General features: G+C 57.8%; 13 protein-coding genes and 1 riboswitch. Of the genes, 10 read left to right on the forward strand and 3 right to left on the reverse strand.

Features of this window, described 5'->3' with window-relative positions; translation table 11 throughout:
• Nucleotides 1-64 precede the first annotated feature (64 nt).
• Nucleotides 65-163: riboswitch (guanidine-I (ykkC/yxkD leader) on the forward strand.
• A gap of 55 nt (nucleotides 164-218) precedes the next feature.
• The 9 genes from M1D91_RS07890 (at nucleotide 219) to M1D91_RS07930 (ending at nucleotide 11,916) form a co-directional block, all read left to right on the forward strand.
• Nucleotides 219-1,277: a putative urea ABC transporter substrate-binding protein gene (locus M1D91_RS07890; RefSeq protein ID WP_437431373.1), complete on the forward strand. Its 1,059-nt coding sequence runs from the start codon at nucleotides 219-221 to the stop codon at nucleotides 1,275-1,277.
• Nucleotides 1,278-1,303: 26 nt separating this feature from the next.
• Nucleotides 1,304-2,119 (forward strand): ABC transporter permease, encoded by an 816-nt coding sequence (locus tag M1D91_RS07895; RefSeq protein WP_437431230.1) that lies wholly within the window; start codon nucleotides 1,304-1,306, stop codon nucleotides 2,117-2,119.
• Nucleotides 2,116-2,892 (forward strand): ABC transporter ATP-binding protein, encoded by a 777-nt coding sequence (locus M1D91_RS07900; protein ID WP_437431231.1) that lies wholly within the window; start codon nucleotides 2,116-2,118, stop codon nucleotides 2,890-2,892. The genes M1D91_RS07895 and M1D91_RS07900 overlap by 4 nt, the downstream gene beginning before the upstream one ends.
• Nucleotides 2,893-2,896: 4 nt before the next feature.
• Nucleotides 2,897-3,625 carry an urea amidolyase associated protein UAAP1 gene (locus M1D91_RS07905; RefSeq protein WP_437431232.1) on the forward strand — a complete coding sequence of 243 codons (729 nt, stop codon included), beginning with the start codon at nucleotides 2,897-2,899 and terminating at the stop codon, nucleotides 3,623-3,625.
• An 11-nt stretch (nucleotides 3,626-3,636) separates the two neighbouring features.
• Nucleotides 3,637-4,269, forward strand: coding sequence for an urea amidolyase associated protein UAAP2 (locus tag M1D91_RS07910; RefSeq protein WP_437431233.1), 633 nt, complete (start codon nucleotides 3,637-3,639; stop codon nucleotides 4,267-4,269).
• A gap of 171 nt (nucleotides 4,270-4,440) precedes the next feature.
• Nucleotides 4,441-8,043 (forward strand): urea carboxylase, encoded by a 3,603-nt coding sequence (uca, locus tag M1D91_RS07915; RefSeq protein WP_437431234.1) that lies wholly within the window; start codon nucleotides 4,441-4,443, stop codon nucleotides 8,041-8,043.
• Nucleotides 8,040-9,839 (forward strand): allophanate hydrolase, encoded by a 1,800-nt coding sequence (gene atzF / locus M1D91_RS07920; protein WP_437431235.1) that lies wholly within the window; start codon nucleotides 8,040-8,042, stop codon nucleotides 9,837-9,839. The genes uca and atzF overlap by 4 nt, the downstream gene beginning before the upstream one ends.
• A gap of 125 nt (nucleotides 9,840-9,964) precedes the next feature.
• Nucleotides 9,965-10,348: a biofilm formation regulator BssR gene (locus tag M1D91_RS07925; RefSeq protein ID WP_437431236.1), complete on the forward strand. Its 384-nt coding sequence runs from the start codon at nucleotides 9,965-9,967 to the stop codon at nucleotides 10,346-10,348.
• A gap of 452 nt (nucleotides 10,349-10,800) precedes the next feature.
• On the forward strand, nucleotides 10,801-11,916 hold the full coding sequence (locus tag M1D91_RS07930) for a PQQ-dependent sugar dehydrogenase (protein ID WP_437431237.1): 1,116 nt from the start codon (nucleotides 10,801-10,803) through the stop codon (nucleotides 11,914-11,916).
• Nucleotides 11,917-11,934: 18 nt separating this feature from the next.
• Here M1D91_RS07930 and M1D91_RS07935 read toward each other — a convergent pair whose 3' ends face one another.
• Nucleotides 11,935-12,561 (reverse strand): glutathione S-transferase family protein, encoded by a 627-nt coding sequence (locus M1D91_RS07935; protein ID WP_437431238.1) that lies wholly within the window; start codon nucleotides 12,559-12,561, stop codon nucleotides 11,935-11,937.
• 228 nt (nucleotides 12,562-12,789) lie between these two features.
• Between M1D91_RS07935 and dacC the strand changes: the two genes are divergently transcribed.
• Nucleotides 12,790-13,992 carry a serine-type D-Ala-D-Ala carboxypeptidase gene (gene dacC / locus M1D91_RS07940; RefSeq protein WP_437431239.1) on the forward strand — a complete coding sequence of 401 codons (1,203 nt, stop codon included), beginning with the start codon at nucleotides 12,790-12,792 and terminating at the stop codon, nucleotides 13,990-13,992.
• A gap of 36 nt (nucleotides 13,993-14,028) precedes the next feature.
• Here the strand turns inward: dacC and deoR are convergent, their stop codons facing one another.
• Nucleotides 14,029-14,787 (reverse strand): DNA-binding transcriptional repressor DeoR, encoded by a 759-nt coding sequence (gene deoR, locus M1D91_RS07945; protein WP_437431240.1) that lies wholly within the window; start codon nucleotides 14,785-14,787, stop codon nucleotides 14,029-14,031.
• A 66-nt stretch (nucleotides 14,788-14,853) separates the two neighbouring features.
• Entirely contained in the window at nucleotides 14,854-15,462 is a 609-nt protein-coding gene (ybjG, locus tag M1D91_RS07950) for an undecaprenyl-diphosphate phosphatase (RefSeq protein ID WP_437431241.1), read from the reverse strand.
• Between the last annotated feature and the right edge of the window lie 210 nt (nucleotides 15,463-15,672).

Consider the following 15,672-nt stretch of genomic DNA (forward strand, 5'->3'; position numbering starts at 1 on the left):
AGTAATTAATTTTCTGGCACACCGCTTGCAATGCATTAAATGCAGTGCAACACAACACAATTTGCAAATAGCTGGCTAGGGTTCCGGTTCGCGTGTGCGGATGACTGGTCCAAGAGCTGGCGACCTCTGAGAGGTTACACGGCGGGACAAAAACCCGGGAGACAGCAGCACCAGTGGGTGTCGCGCTGCCCTTTTTTTGTACCAACCAGAGGTCCATGATGAAGAAAACGCCATTACTCCGCTCCCTCGTGCTGTCGCTGGTCATGCTGACCACTCTCCCCACCTTTGCTGCGGTAAAAAAAGAATTTAACGTCTGCTGGACTATCTACGCGGGCTGGATGCCCTGGGGCTCCATCAGCAATCACAAAATCATCGATAAGTGGGCCGATAAATACGGCATCAAAATTAATGTCGTGCAGCTTAACGATTACATCGAATCCATCAACCAGTACACCGCCGGTCAGTTTGATGGCTGCACCATGACCAATATGGATGCACTGACTATCCCGGCGGCGGGCGGTGTGGATACCACCGCGCTCATTCTCGGCAGCTACTCCGAAGGCAATGATGGGGTAGTAATGAAAGGCAAGGGCAAAACGCTTAAGGATCTGAAAGGGCAGCAGATTTACCTGCCTGAACTCTCTGTTTCCCACTACCTGCTGGTACGTGGCCTGGAGAAAGCCGGGCTGGCGGAAAAAGATGTCACCGTGGTGAACACCTCTGATGCAGACATTGTCTCCGCCTTCGCCACGCCGGACGTCAAGGCCGCCGTGGCATGGAATCCGCAGCTGTCGGTCATCAAAGGCACGCCAGACACCACTGAAGTGTTCAGCTCCTCACAGGTGCCTGGTGAACTCATCGACATGATGGTGGTAAATACCCAGACCCTGAAAGACAACCCGGCGTTGGGAAAAGCCCTGACCGGCGCCTGGTACGAAATGATGGCGCAAATGAAGGCGCAGGATAAAGCCATGCTGAGTGAAATGGCAGCGGCTTCCGGGACCGATCTGACGGGCTATCAGGCGCAGCTGAAAACGACCCACCTTTTTTACACTCCGGCTGACAATCTGGCCTTTGTCACCTCTCCTGATTTGCCTAAAACCATGCAGCGCGTGGCGCAGTTCTCCTTTGATAAAGGGCTGCTTGGCGACGGTGCGCAGAGTGCCGATTTCATTGGCATGGCCTTCCCCGGCAGCGCCACGTCCGGTGATGCCAGTAACCTCAAACTGCGTTTTGACGACAGCTTTGTGAAACTGGCCGCCGACGGCAAGCTTTGATTTATCGAATGACGGGAAACGACGCCATGCGACATATTAATCGCCATCCGACCCGGGGCATGCGCTATACGCTTGTCCTGCTGCCCTTCGTTATTCTGCTGGCAGCCTACTTTCTGGGGTCAGCAGTCCGCCTTGAGGCCAACCCCCAGGACAAACTCCTGCCCGGCTTGCAGAACATGCTGGATGCGGTATCGCGCATGGCCTTCAGCCCGGATAAACGCAGCGGCGATTATCTCTTCTGGATGGACACCCTGGTTAGTCTGGCGCGCCTGCTGACCGGTCTGGCTATCGCCTCGCTGGCAGGGCTTTGCATCGGTATCACTGCCGGGGTCTTCCCGATGTGGCGCGCCTCGCTGTCGCCGCTGATGACGGTGCTGTCAATGATTCCGCCGCTGGCGATTCTGCCGGTGCTGTTTATTGTCTTCGGGCTTGATGAACTCTCAAAGGTGATGCTGATAGTGATTGGCATTACCCCTATGCTGGCCCGTGATCTTGAACACCGCGCCAGGGAAATCCCGCCGGAACTCCTGATTAAAGCCCAGACGCTCGGCGCCTCGAGCTGGACGCTGGTCCTGCGCGTAGTGTTACCGCAGTTGCTGTCGCGCCTGTTGACCTCACTGCGGCTGATGCTCGGCTCGGCGTGGCTGTTTCTTATTTCCGCCGAGGCTATCTCGTCAACGGCAGGCCTCGGCTATCGCATCTTCCTGGTGCGCCGCTACATGGCAATGGACGTCATCATTCCTTATGTGGTGTGGATTACATTACTGGCCTGGCTGATGGATTTGGGTCTGCGTCAGCTTCATAAAACCTGTTTTCCCTGGGCGGAAGGAGGGAAGGCATGAGCTTTATTGAGATCAACAATGTCTGGCAGGAGTACGGGCCGCACGTGGTGCTGGAGCGTCTTAATCTGCAGGTCAATGCCGGGGAGTTTTGCTCGATGGTAGGGGCTTCGGGCTGTGGGAAGTCCACCTTCCTGCGTTTGCTGTTAGGCCAGGAGGCACCAAGTCGCGGCACGCTGTCGCTGGATGGCAAAGCCCTGTCGGCCGAGCCGGACCGCAGCCGTGGCGTGGTGTTTCAGCGCTATTCGGTCTTTCCCCACCTGAGCGTGCTGGGCAACGTGACCCTGGGTCTTGAGTTTCCGCAGGCCCCGGTTCTGGGGCGTCTTTTTGGCGCACGAAAGCGCGAGGCGCGCGAGCGGGCGGTGTGGATGCTGGAAAAAGTGGGGCTGGGGCACGCGCTGGACAAATACCCGGCGCAGCTCTCCGGCGGCATGCAGCAGCGCCTTGCCATTGCGCAGGCTTTCATTATGCAGCCACGCGTGCTGCTGCTGGATGAACCCTTCGGTGCGCTGGACCCCGGCATTCGCAAAGACATGCATGCGCTACTGCTCCAGCTCTGGGGGGAAACCCGCATGACGGTCTTTATGGTCACGCACGACCTCTCAGAAGGGTTCAACCTCGGCACCCGACTGCTGGTGTTCGACAAAGTCCGTATCGACCCGCACGAACCCAATGCTTACGGCGCACGCATCACTTACGACATACCGCTCAACGAAGCGCGGCTGGCCGAAATGACCGGCAGCACGCCTCAAAACGTCTATGCATTAAGGAGTTAACCTGATGACTTCACTGGAAAATATGACACCCGTTCTGCGAGAGGAAACCCTGCCCGGTGGCGGCACGCTCTCCTTTATTCTTAAGCGTGGACAGATCCTGCGCATGACGGACATCGACGGCGGGGACAATGTCAGCCTGATGATGCTCAATCCCCATGAAAAGAGCGAACGTCTGAACCTGCCAGACACCCTAAAAGGCCAGCATACGGCGCGCCTGACCACCGGTCACTGCTTCTACTCCGATATGGGACGCGTACTGGCCGGAATTGTGGCCGACACCTGCGGCTGGCACGACCCTTTTGGCGGCGTGCTTAATGCCGCCGAAGTGAAGGAGAAATATGGTGAGGGTCGCTACCAGCGCCTGCGCAACGGTTTTTACCGTAACGGCACCGATAACCTGCTGGTAGAGATGGGTAAATGGGATTTAAGCCTTGAAGACCTGCTGATGGTGGTGAATTTCTTCAGCAAGGTGACGGTAGCAGAGGACGGCACCTTCGCCTTCCACCCGGGTGCGTCACAACCGGGCCGCTATGTAGAGCTGTTTGCGCCGATGGACGTGCTGCTGGTGATGACGGCACTGCAACACCCGATGGACCCGACAACGGAGTACGCGCCGCGCCCGGTGCAACTGAGCTGGCGTCAGGCTGACGATGAAAATGCCGCTATCGGGACGCTACAGAGCCGCCCGGAAAACGAACGCGCATTTGCTAACACCCGTTTATTTGCCCTCTAAGGAGCCACCAGATGCATGTCACCAGTCAGAAACACCCCGACGACGCACTCTTTCGCCATGTGATCCCGGCGGGCGAACCCTACCTCTTTGAAGTGAAAAAAGGCCAGACCGTACGGTTGCTGGATCTGGAAGGCAACCAGGCCGTGGATACGCTGTTTTACAATGCTGACCAGCCACGGGAGCGCTACGATCCGCAGCGCACATTGCGCCGTCAGGGTAACGCCTATCTCACCACCGGCAGCGTACTCTATTCCAGTCTCGGTAACCCCTTGCTGACCATTGTGGCCGATACCTGTGGCCGTCACGACACCCTCGGCGGGGCCTGCGCGCAGGAGAGTAACACCGTGCGCTATGCGCTGGACAAACGTCAGATGCACAGCTGTCGTGACAACTTTCTCTGCGCCTGCCTGCATGATGGTCGTATGCACAAACGGGATATCGGGGCCAACATCAACTTCTTTATGAACGTACCTGTCACGCCAGAAGGTGGGTTGACCTTTGAAGACGGTATTTCTGCCCCCGGTAAATATGTGGAGCTGCGTGCCGAATGCAACGTGATTGTGCTCATCTCCAACTGCCCGCAACTGAACAACCCCTGTAATGGCTGGAACCCGACACCGGCGGAGGTGCTGATATGGAATTGATCCGCCAGGTGCGCAGCCTGCTTTATCACCTGTTTGCCGTTCGTGCCGCCCGCCTGCCTTTACCTCAGGACAGGCCCACGACACCGCGTCCATAGAGACATCGCCCCTTATGGACGACCATAAGGTGAGCCGATTTTCGGCGGGACGACCCGCCAGCACTGAGTTCTGACTATGTTTACGAAACTCCTTATTGCCAACCGTGGCGCGATTGCCTGCCGGATCCTGCGTACCCTGCGCAGCATGAACGTAAGTGGGGTGGCCGTCTGGTCTGAGGCCGACGCCAGCAGCTTACACATCCGGGATGCTGACGAAGCCATCAGCCTCGGTGATGGCCCGGCGGCACACACCTACCTCGTCACGGAAAAAATTATCGATGCCGCCCGTAAAAGCGGTGCCCAGGCGATTCATCCCGGTTACGGTTTTCTCTCTGAAAACGCCGCTTTCGCCGAGGCCTGCGAAGCCGCGGGGATTGCCTTTGTCGGCCCGACGCCGGAGCAATTACGCGTGTTCGGCTTAAAACATACGGCGCGTGCGCTGGCGAAAAACCACGGTGTCCCGATGCTTGAAGGCACCGGGCTGCTGGCGAACCTTGACGAGGCGCAGCAGGCGGGCGCGCAGGTCGGTTTTCCGGTGATGCTGAAAAGTACTGCCGGCGGCGGTGGCATCGGAATGCGCGTCTGTTATAACGCCAGCGAGCTGGCGGAAGCCTTTGACGCCGTGGTACGGCTGGGTAAAAACAACTTCAGCGACGCCGGCGTGTTTATCGAAAAGTACATCGAGCGCGCACGCCATCTGGAAGTCCAGATTTTTGGTGATGGGAAAGGCGACGTGATTTCCCTGGGGGTTCGCGACTGCTCGGTCCAGCGCCGTAACCAGAAGGTGCTGGAAGAGACCCCGGCCCCGAATCTGCCGGACGGAATAGAAACCGCATTGTGTGAAGCCGCCATTACGCTCGGCAAAGCCATCAACTACCGCAGCGCGGGCACGGTGGAGTTTGTCTATGACAGCCTGGCTCGCCAGTTTTACTTCCTTGAGGTTAACACCCGACTGCAGGTGGAGCATGGCGTCACTGAGCAGGTGTGGGGCGTGGACCTGGTGCGCTGGATGATTGAACTGGCGGCAGGCGAGCTGCCGCCGCTGTCAGCGCTGGCGGCAGGGCTCACGCCACAGGGACATGCGGTGCAGGCGCGTCTGTATGCCGAAGATCCCGGCCGCCAGTTTCAGCCCTCGCCAGGCCTGCTGACCGAGGTCGTTTTCCCACCTGAGGATCGCAGTAAGCTTCGTGTCGACACCTGGGTGGAGGCCGGTTGTGATGTGCCGCCGTTCTTCGATCCGATGCTGGCCAAGATCATCAGTTGGCAGCCGACCCGTGCGCAGGCGATTACTGAGCTTAATGCGGCACTGGATGCCACCCGCCTGTACGGTGTGGAGACCAACCGTCACTACCTGCAACAGATCCTCGCCTTTGCACCTTTTGCTGAAGGTGATCCCTGGACGCGCTGCCTGGAGGGGCTGACCTACCGGGCCACCACCATTGAAGTGCTGAGCGCAGGCACCCAGACCACGGTGCAGGATTATCCCGGTCGGCAGGGCTACTGGGCGGTGGGGGTACCGCCGTCGGGACCAATGGATAGCCGTGCGCTCCGTCTGGGTAACGCGCTGCTGGGTAATGCCGCAACCGATGCTGCGCTGGAGCTTACCCTTAGCGGGCCGACGCTGAAATTTAATACCGATGCCGTTGCGGTGGTGACCGGGGCGGCAATGAGCATTACGCGCGATGGCGAAGAGATCGCCATGAATACTCTCTTTACTCTCCAGGCAGGCAGTACGCTACGTCTGGGAGAGGTGAGCGGGGCGGGCGTGCGCAGCTACCTGTGTCTGCAGGGCGGTATCAATGTACCGGACTATCTGGGCAGTAAAAGTACCTTTACCCTCGGGCAGTTTGGCGGGCATGCCGGGCGCGCGTTACGCACAGGTGACGTCCTGCACATTAATGCGCTGAACGCCGCACCGCGTAGCGTCGCCTTACCCGCGAGCCTGCAGACGACGTTCCCTGGCGTGCGCGAACTGCGGGTTATCTACGGGCCGCACGGCGCGCCGGAATATTTCACCCAACAGTATATCAACACCTTTCTTGCCACCGACTGGGAGGTGCACTTCAACTCCAGCCGTACCGGTATTCGTCTGATTGGGCCAAAGCCTGAGTGGGTGCGTGACAGCGGCGGCGAAGCCGGGCTGCATCCGTCCAACATACATGACAACCCGTATGCCATCGGCGCGGTGGATTTTACCGGTGATATGCCCGTCATCCTTGGGCCGGATGGCCCGAGCCTTGGTGGTTTCGTCTGCCCGGTGACGGTTATCGAAGCGGATCTCTGGCAGCTTGGGCAACTAAAGGCGGGCGATAAGGTGCGCTTTGTGCCGGTAGAGATGGCGACCGCGCGCTTACTGGCGCAGGCGTGTAATCAGGAAGTAGAGACCCTGCAACCCGTCGCCGTGAACTGGCAGCCAGCGGCGCGGGTATCGCCCGTGGTGCTTGATATCGGCGAGACGGACAAACGTCTGGTGGCACGGCTTTCCGGTGATACCCATTTGTTACTGGAAATTGGCGCGCCGGAGCTGGATCTGGTGCTGCGTTTTCGCGCTCACGCGCTGATGCAGGCGCTGGAAGCCCGTGCGCTGGCGGGGGTGATTGATCTGACACCGGGCATTCGTTCTCTACAGGTTCACTATCAGCCGGAGACGCTGCCGCCCGACGCCTTGCTTGAGGCGATCGCAGAACTCTGGCACGAGGTCTGTCAGCGTTCGGATCTTGATGTGCCGTCACGTGTGGTCTGGTTGCCGCTCTCCTGGGACGATCCGGCCTGTCAGAAAGCTATTGAAAAATACATGACCACTGTGCGCCGCGATGCGCCCTGGTGTCCGAGTAATCTTGAGTTTATTCGCCGTATTAACGATCTCGCCAATATCGATGAGGTCTACAAAACCGTCTTTGATGCCCACTATCTGGTGATGGGGCTGGGGGATGTCTATCTCGGCGCACCAGTCGCTACGCCGCTTGACCCCCGTCATCGCCTGGTGACCACCAAATACAATCCGGCCCGCACCTGGACGGCTGAAAACTCGGTAGGCATTGGCGGCGCCTATCTTTGCGTGTACGGCATGGAAGGGCCGGGGGGCTACCAGTTTGTCGGCCGCACGCTGCAGATGTGGAACCGCTATCGCGATGTGGCTGATTTCGGCGGCAAGCCCTGGCTGCTGCGCTTCTTCGACCAGATCCGCTTTTACCCGGTCTCTGCTGAAGAGCTGCTGACTATTCGCCGCGATTTCCCGCTCGGGCGCTATCCGCTGCGTATTGAGCAGACCACCCTGCGGCTGGCGGAGTACCAGCAGTTTCTTGCTGAAGAGGCGGACAGCATCACGGCGAACCGCGCGCATCAGCAGCAGGCCTTTGCTGCCGAGCGCGATCGCTGGATTGCCAGCGGCCAGGCCCATTTCGACAGCACCCTGGTGGTGAGCGACGAAGGGGAAGATGCGCCGCTGATGTCGGGTGAAAGCGGGGTCGACAGCCCGGTCTCCGGCAACCTCTGGCAGGTAAACGTTAAAGAGGGCGATACCGTCAGTGAGGGCCAGACGCTGGTCATCCTTGAATCCATGAAGATGGAAATTCCGTTGACCGCGCCCCATGCCGGTGTGGTCAGTCAGGTTCGGGTGCAGCCGGGCAGTGCCGTGCGCGCCGGGCAATGCGTAGTGGTGATGGAGAAAAGACAATGACAGAGGCTTTTGATTTACGACTTGATACGCTCTCAGCGCACTACAAAAGCGGCACGCTGACGCCGCGCACGCTCATCCGGCAGCTACGTGAACGTGCCATTGCGCTTAACCCGGCATTCTCTCTCTTCATTTATATCCTGAGTGAAGAGGAGCTGGAGCCCTATCTGGCGGCGCTTGATGCACGTAAGCCTGATGAACTGCCGCTCTACGGCGTGCCGTTTGCTATCAAAGACAATATCGATCTGGCGGGGATTGCTACCACCGCAGCCTGCCCGGCCTTTGCCCGCACGGCTAAGCAGGACGCGACAATTGTGCGTCAGCTGATTGCGCTGGGAGCGGTGCCGCTGGGTAAAACCAACCTCGACCAGTTCGCCACCGGGCTGAACGGCACGCGCTCACCTTACGGTGCCTGTCGCAACAGTGTGCATCCGGACTATCCGTCGGGCGGCTCAAGCGCAGGTTCTGCGCTTTCAGTAGCACTGGGCGTTGCCAGTTTTGCGCTGGGCACGGATACCGCGGGCAGCGGGCGTGTGCCGGCCGCGCTTAATAATCTGGTCGGACTTAAAGCGACAAAAGGGCTGGTGTCCACGGCGGGTGTCCTGCCCGCCTGCCGCACGCTGGATTGCGTGACCTTCTTTACGGCGACCGCTGCCGAAGCCAGCCGTTTACTCGCGCTCACTGCAAGGCTGGATCCTGCTGACGATTACAGCCGCCAGAACCCGGCGTGGAACGGGGCACAGGCCTTTGGGAGACCCCGAAAAGGTTTTCGTTTTGGCGTGCCCGATACGCTGGAGTTTCTTGGCTGCAAGGAGAGTGAAGCACTGTTCAACACCGCAAAAGCACAGCTGGTGGCGCTGGGTGGCGTGCCGGTCAGTATCGATTTCACTCCCTTTATGACGGCGGCAAAGTTGCTTTACGACGGGCCGTGGGTCGCGGAGCGATATCATGTAGTGGGGCCCTTAATTGAAGCACAGCCCGATGCCGTGCTGCCGGTTATTCGCGACGTATTGCAAAAAGCGCCCGGCACCGATGCGGTCAGCACCTTTGACGGGCTGTATACCTTGCAGCACCTCAAGGCTCGATGTGATGCCACCCTCGCTGACCTGGAGTGCGTACTGACGCCGACCTACCCGCGTCCGGTAACGCTGGCTGAGCTTCATGATGAGCCGGTAAAACGCAACTCAGATTTGGGTTACTACACCAACTTTATGAATCTGCTGGACTATGCCGCCGTGGCGGTGCCGGTCGGTTTTATGGCAGATGGGTTGCCCTCGGGAGTTACGCTCTTTGGTCGCGCTTTTACGGATCAGTATTTACTCGGGGTGGCGGATGCGCTACAGCGTGCCCGTCCCCTGACCTTACCGGGCGGAGCCATGCTTAATACACCAGCAGTAAGCGGGGAAGGAAGCAACGATCGCGTGCAACTGGTGGTGTGCGGTGCCCATCTTGATGGACTGGCCCTTAATCACCAGTTACGCGAGCGTCAGGGGCGCCTGATTGAGGCTACGCAAAGTGCAGCGGCCTACCGCCTGTATGCGCTGGCGGACGGTAAACGACCGGGGATGGTCCGGGATGTTGAACAGGGTCAGTCTGTAGCGGTGGAGGTGTGGGAGATCCCATCCAGTGAGATGGGTTCCTTCCTGTCGGGGATCCCGGCGCCGCTTGGCCTTGGCAAAGTCGAGCTCATGGACGGACGGTGGTTAACTGGATTCATTTGCGAAAATTATGGTTTACAGGGCGCGACGGAGATCACCGAACGAGGCGGCTGGCGCGCATGGCTTGCGGGGCGGGCATAAAATTAAGCCGCGCTAAAGTGTAAAGATGTGTGTTCGGTGGTCAATAATTGATTGCTTTCATGCTTTTGTTCGAAAGTTGTTCATACTATGAAATGACACAATGGCTGACAAAGGAGGGGAAAGGTATGAACGTTGATGAACTCACACGCTGCCTGCTGGACAAACTGCTCAATGCCCGTGTTGAGCTTGAGACCTATACCCATATGCGTAAAGCAAAAGGCTATATGTCGGTCAGCGAAACCAATCAGTTAAAGGACCATTTTTTTGATCTCGCGAAGGAGATTCGCGACAGGGGTGAGCAACTGAATCAGTTGCTGGATCACGATAGTCGCGGTGCAGTGTATCGCGCTGAAGAAGCGTTATCGTCGGCTGCCATCAGCCTGATGACCGGGCGTCATGACTGTCCGTCCTATATTGCCGTAAATGTTGATAAACTCGAGCGTTCTTTGAACATCCTGCATTTCAGCATCGACTATCTGAGTGAACATTCACGACTTGAAGAGGCGTGAGGCAGGGGGAGGAGACTCCCCCTTTTTACTGTGGTTTTGCCTGAAGGTTGAGTGATCCCAGTAATATTTCGTTTTACTGCGATACCAGCGCGCAATGAGCACACAATAGTTAAAGCGATGGCTGGGGGTAGGGGTCGCCAGGGCGGTGGCGGTGAACCCTTCTGGCACGTTCACGGGTTCTGGAGCGACAGAAAAGCAAGGAATAAAGGTAAACGGAATGCCCATCATAGCCGTATGTTCCCCTCGCCCTAACCCTCTCCCCAAAGAGGAGAGGGGACTTTCCGTGCCCCTGTTATTTTGTGGGGATCCCTCAGCCCAAAGAGAAAGGAAAAGAGCGAACTGATAGCAGGACGCATCGTATTAACCCTCCCTGTTTCAATTTTTGTAAAAGTCACCTCCCGCTTGCGCAGGCTGTCTACCCTTTAGGCTAACAACCGCTCAAGGAGTGTGCCATGCGCCGCCACGCTATTTATTTGATACCTACTTTGCTCCTCTCTGCTTCCGTACTGGCGGCCCCTGCGCCGGTGAAGGTTGAGGTGCTGCAAACCAGACTCGATCACCCCTGGTCACTGGCTTTTTTGCCCGAGAATAAGGGGATGTTGATCACCCTGCGGGGCGGTCAGCTTCGCCACTGGCAGGCCGGTAAAGGTCTTTCCGATCCCATTGTTGGTGTGCCGCGCGTGTGGGCAAACGGACAGGGCGGCCTGCTGGATGTGGTGCTGGCACCGGATTTTGCTCAGTCGCGTCGTGTCTGGCTCAGCTATGCCGAAGCGGGCAGCGACGGCAAAGCTGGCACGGCGGTGGGTTACGGGCGGTTGACGGAGGATCTTTCGCGTCTTGAAGCCTTCCAGGTGGTGTTCCGCCAGCAGCCTAAACTCTCTACCGGCAACCACTTTGGCGGCCGCCTTGTCTTTGATGGCAAAGGCTATCTGTGGATTGCGCTCGGCGAGAACAATCAGCGCCCGACCGCCCAGGACCTGGATAAGCTGCAGGGCAAGCTGGTGCGTCTGACCGATGAAGGAAAAGTGCCGCCCGATAATCCCTTCGCCGGACAGTCGGGTAAGCGGCCTGAAATCTGGGCTTACGGCATACGCAATCCGCAGGGCATGGCGATGAACCCCTGGAGCAATGCGCTATGGCTTAACGAGCATGGTCCGCGCGGTGGCGATGAGATAAATATCCCGGAGAAAGGCAAAAACTACGGCTGGCCGCTGGCGACATGGGGCATTAACTACAGCGGATTCGCCATTCCCGAAGCCAAAGGCGAGAAGGTGGAAGGGACTGAGCAACCCATCTTTTACTGGAAGAAATCTCCTGCGGTGAGCGGTATGGCGTTCTACAACGCCACGACGTTCCCGCAGTGGAAAAACAAACTCTTTATTGGTGCCCTTAAGGAGAAGGATGTGATCGTCATGAGCGTGAACGGCAATACGGTGACGGAAGACGGACGGATACTCGGCGATCGTAAACAGCGTATCCGTGATGTGCGCGTCGGGCCGGATGGCTTCCTCTATGTGCTGACGGACGAATCAGACGGTGAACTGCTGAAAGTCAGCCCGGCGGCGTAACTCGCGCCGGGCGCTGCGTCAGGTGACGGGGATCATGACGACGTCACGGAACGGTGGGCGCTGGGTGAGGCGGTGATACCAGCTTTCCAGATGCGGACGCGGTGTCCAGCTCAGGCCCATATTGTAAAGGTTGTAGATGAAGGGGGCGACGGCGATATCACCGGGGCCAAATGCCTCACCTGACAACCACGGCTGCGTTGCCAGCGCATCGTCCAGCAGCGCGAAGAGTTCTTCGCAGGCATTGATCCCGGCCTCGATAGCGGCAGTATCACGTTTTTCCGCCGGGGTACGCACGAGACCGACCAGCAACACGCCATGTTTTGGCGCCAGCGTGCTGAGCGCCCAGTCCATCCACTTCTCGCCTTTTGCGCGTTCAGCGGGCGACTCTGGCCACAGGCGCGCCTGCCCGTATTGGGCACTGAGATAACGCACGATGGTATTGGACTCCCAGAGCACCACGTCGGTTTCGTCATCACGCAATAACGGAACCAGCCCGTTCGGGTTCATCGCCAGATATTCCGCATCACGGTTCAGGCCAAAGGCGCCCCCCGCCAGAATGTGTTCATAGGGTAACTCCAGCTCTTCCAGCGTCCAGCGTACCTTCTTCACGTTAGAAGAATTATTTCTGCCCCACAGTGTGATCATATGACCCCCTTTATGTTCAGCCTCTTCAGATGATAACCATGGTGGGATAAAGTTAACGTTCTGGCAACGATTTACAAAAAAAGTGGCCTGCGTAAGCGCAACATTATGTTATTGCATAAACTTTACTTTTTGGCGCTTTCATTCATCTACGTTATGCGCTATTACTCTCGGCTTGTTGCGGCACGGTGGTGCGACGTTTATTTCAGAATGGATACCTGGGTGGCCTATATGACGCATTTATCTCTCTTTCCACGCGGCCTTGCGGCGGGAGCCGCGCTGATCGTTCTCTTTTCTTCCTCTCTGCACGCGGCTGAGCAAGCCCCTGCTGCGCCGGCAATCGATGCCCGCGCCTGGATCCTGATGGATTACAACAGCGGAAAAGTGCTCACCGAAGGCCATGCAGATGAGAAACTCGACCCGGCGAGCCTGACCAAACTGATGACCAGTTATGTTGTCGGTCAGGCACTTAAGGCCGGAAAAATTCAGTTAACTGACACCGTTACCGTTGGCAAAGACGCCTGGGCCACAGGAAACCCGGCTCTGCGCGGCTCCTCACTGATGTTCCTCAAGCCTGGCGATCAGGTCTCGGTGGCGGATCTCAACAAAGGGGTCATCATTCAGTCGGGTAACGATGCCAGTATTGCCATTGCCGATCATGTGGCCGGTAGCCAGGACGCCTTTGTCAGCCTGATGAACGGCTACGCGACCAAACTTGGCCTGACTAACACCACCTTTAAGACGGTGCATGGTCTGGACGCGCCAGGGCAGTTCAGTACCGCCCGGGATATGGCGCTGCTCGGCAAAGCGCTTATCCATGACGTCCCGGATGAGTACGCCATCCACAAAGAGAAAGAGTTCACCTTTAACAAGATCCGTCAGCCGAACCGCAACCGCCTGTTGTGGAGCACCAGCATGAACGTCGACGGGATGAAAACCGGCACCACAGAGGGGGCCGGTTACAACCTCGTGGCGTCGGCAACCCAGGGCGACATGCGTTTGATTTCGGTAGTGCTGGGGTCGAAAACCGACCGTATCCGCTTTAACGAATCTGAAAAACTGCTCACCTGGGGTTTCCGTTTCTATGAGACCGTCACACCCATTAAACCGGACGCGACCTTCGTCAGCCAGCGCGTCTGGTTCGGCGATCAGAGTGAGGTGAAGCTGGGTGCCGGAGAGGCAGGGTCGGTGACCATTCCGCGTGGTCAACTGAAAAACCTGAAAGCCAGCTACACCCTCACGGAACCAGAACTGAAAGCGCCGCTGAAAAAGGGGCAGGTGGTGGGCACCATAGACTTCCAGCTCAACGGTAAATCCATTGAACAGCGTCCACTGATAGTGATGGAAGCAGTGGAAGAGGGCGGATTCTTTGGCCGGATGTGGGATATGGTGCTGATGAAGTTCCACCAGTGGTTTGGCGGCTGGTTCTCCTGACAATTACAGACCGTGCCGTGACAGGCACGGTCTGCTTCAGTACATCAGTTTGATCTGCTGCGCGTGGGCAAATTCCGCTAAGGCATCGTCAGGGCGGGCGTCACTGACGATGGCGTCGAAGTGGCCCAGCGCACCCATGCAGGCCGGGCGCACTTTGCCGAACTTGCTGTTGTCCACGACCAGCACGTGATATTGCGCACTGGACATGGCCCACTGCTTAAGCGGCAATTCTTCAAGATTGAAACAGGTTACCCCCTGCTCCTGGTGCACTCCCGCCGCCGAATAGAAGGCGATGTCGGGTCGTAAGCAGTTCAGCGTCTCGTTGAAATTGAGCGGCTGAAAAATGGCGTTACTGGCATGGAATTCACCGCCGCTCAGAATGGCCCGGCAGAGGGGCTTTTCCTGCAGCGCGAGAAACGTATTCAGAGAGTAGCAGACGCCGATGAACGGCACCTCGTCCGGAATGGCTTCAATGATCCAGGGCGTGGTGGTACCACAATCGAAAAACACCATCTGATGAGGCAGCACCAGTTTTGCAGCAAGCGCTGCGGCACGTCGCTTCTCGTCGACCAGGCGCGTTTTTTGATCGCTGAGAAGGTAGTGGCTGGCGGTTCGGGGCTCAAGTACGATATAGCCTCCGAGCAGTACAACAGGCGCGCTGTTGGTACTGAGATCGCGGCGAATGGTCATCTCGGACACCCCCAGCAGGGCGGCGGCTTCTTTCAGATGCAGCTTATCACTGCGTTTAAGCGCGGAGAGTAACTGACCGATACGTTCGTCACGTCTTGTTTCCATAGAACCCCTGAGTATAAAGAAAGCCCTGCGCAGAGCAGGGCGTTCATATTACCTTTGCCGTCGGGCTTAGTCACGTACCCAGCCCCGGCGAATGGGGATCGCAAAACAGAGGCGGTAAAGCTGCTGGGTGAGGCGAAGCAGGGTGTGACCGGGGCCATGCCACAACATCTGCGCGGTCAGGCAGCCGCAGAGCGCCACCATCAGCCCGCCGAGCATATCCAGCGGCCAGTGCACGCCAACGTAGACACGGGACCAGGCAATCGCCAGCGCAATTACCATCAGCACCGCGCCGGACCAGATCCTGTGCCAGGCGATAAAGGCGACGGCGAAGGTGAAAATCACCGTGCCGTGATCGCTTGGGAAGGAGTAGTCGGGCGAATGGTGCAGAAAGTTGTAGCCGATATGGTCGACGAACGGACGATTATGGGGAAAAAGATGGCCCAGCAGCCAGGAGAGGGTCATGCTGACCGCCATTGCCATAGCGACTTTGATCACCAGTTGCCGCTGGGCGCGCACCTGATGCCGTGGCCCCCAGAGCCACAGACACACTGCCAGCACCGGCACGATGCCAATGACATCATTAGCAATCGCCCTGGCGGCGCTGATAAGCCAGGCGGGGGAATCGGGAGTGGCATTAATCCACTCGAACAGCGAGGTGTTGAGAGTTTCTAACATACCGTTGACGACGCTTAGCACACGGGCAGTAATGGGAAAACGTTAACCATAAAAGCATGATTACGCAGGGTAAAGTGCTTTTACTTTTCTGAACGCAGAGTTAGAGAATTCTGACGCCAGAAGGTTCATTATTCTGCAACATTAGGTCATGACGCTTAAGCGAACCTTAAGTGGTAAAAAAGTGCTCCCGGCGAACTCAACGGCACAATT

This window comes from Enterobacter sp. SA197 (assembly GCF_054131575.1).

Coding starts and splice junctions, on each gene's coding strand:
- M1D91_RS07890 (WP_437431373.1), top strand. CDS start 219: ATGAAGAAAACGCCATTACTCCGCTCCCTCGTGCTGTCGCTGGTCATG.
- M1D91_RS07895 (WP_437431230.1), top strand. CDS start 1,304: ATGCGACATATTAATCGCCATCCGACCCGGGGCATGCGCTATACGCTT.
- M1D91_RS07900 (WP_437431231.1), top strand. CDS start 2,116: ATGAGCTTTATTGAGATCAACAATGTCTGGCAGGAGTACGGGCCGCAC.
- M1D91_RS07905 (WP_437431232.1), top strand. CDS start 2,897: ATGACTTCACTGGAAAATATGACACCCGTTCTGCGAGAGGAAACCCTG.
- M1D91_RS07910 (WP_437431233.1), top strand. CDS start 3,637: ATGCATGTCACCAGTCAGAAACACCCCGACGACGCACTCTTTCGCCAT.
- uca (WP_437431234.1), top strand. CDS start 4,441: ATGTTTACGAAACTCCTTATTGCCAACCGTGGCGCGATTGCCTGCCGG.
- atzF (WP_437431235.1), top strand. CDS start 8,040: ATGACAGAGGCTTTTGATTTACGACTTGATACGCTCTCAGCGCACTAC.
- M1D91_RS07925 (WP_437431236.1), top strand. CDS start 9,965: ATGAACGTTGATGAACTCACACGCTGCCTGCTGGACAAACTGCTCAAT.
- M1D91_RS07930 (WP_437431237.1), top strand. CDS start 10,801: ATGCGCCGCCACGCTATTTATTTGATACCTACTTTGCTCCTCTCTGCT.
- M1D91_RS07935 (WP_437431238.1), bottom strand. CDS start 12,561: ATGATCACACTGTGGGGCAGAAATAATTCTTCTAACGTGAAGAAGGTA.
- dacC (WP_437431239.1), top strand. CDS start 12,790: ATGACGCATTTATCTCTCTTTCCACGCGGCCTTGCGGCGGGAGCCGCG.
- deoR (WP_437431240.1), bottom strand. CDS start 14,787: ATGGAAACAAGACGTGACGAACGTATCGGTCAGTTACTCTCCGCGCTT.
- ybjG (WP_437431241.1), bottom strand. CDS start 15,462: ATGTTAGAAACTCTCAACACCTCGCTGTTCGAGTGGATTAATGCCACT.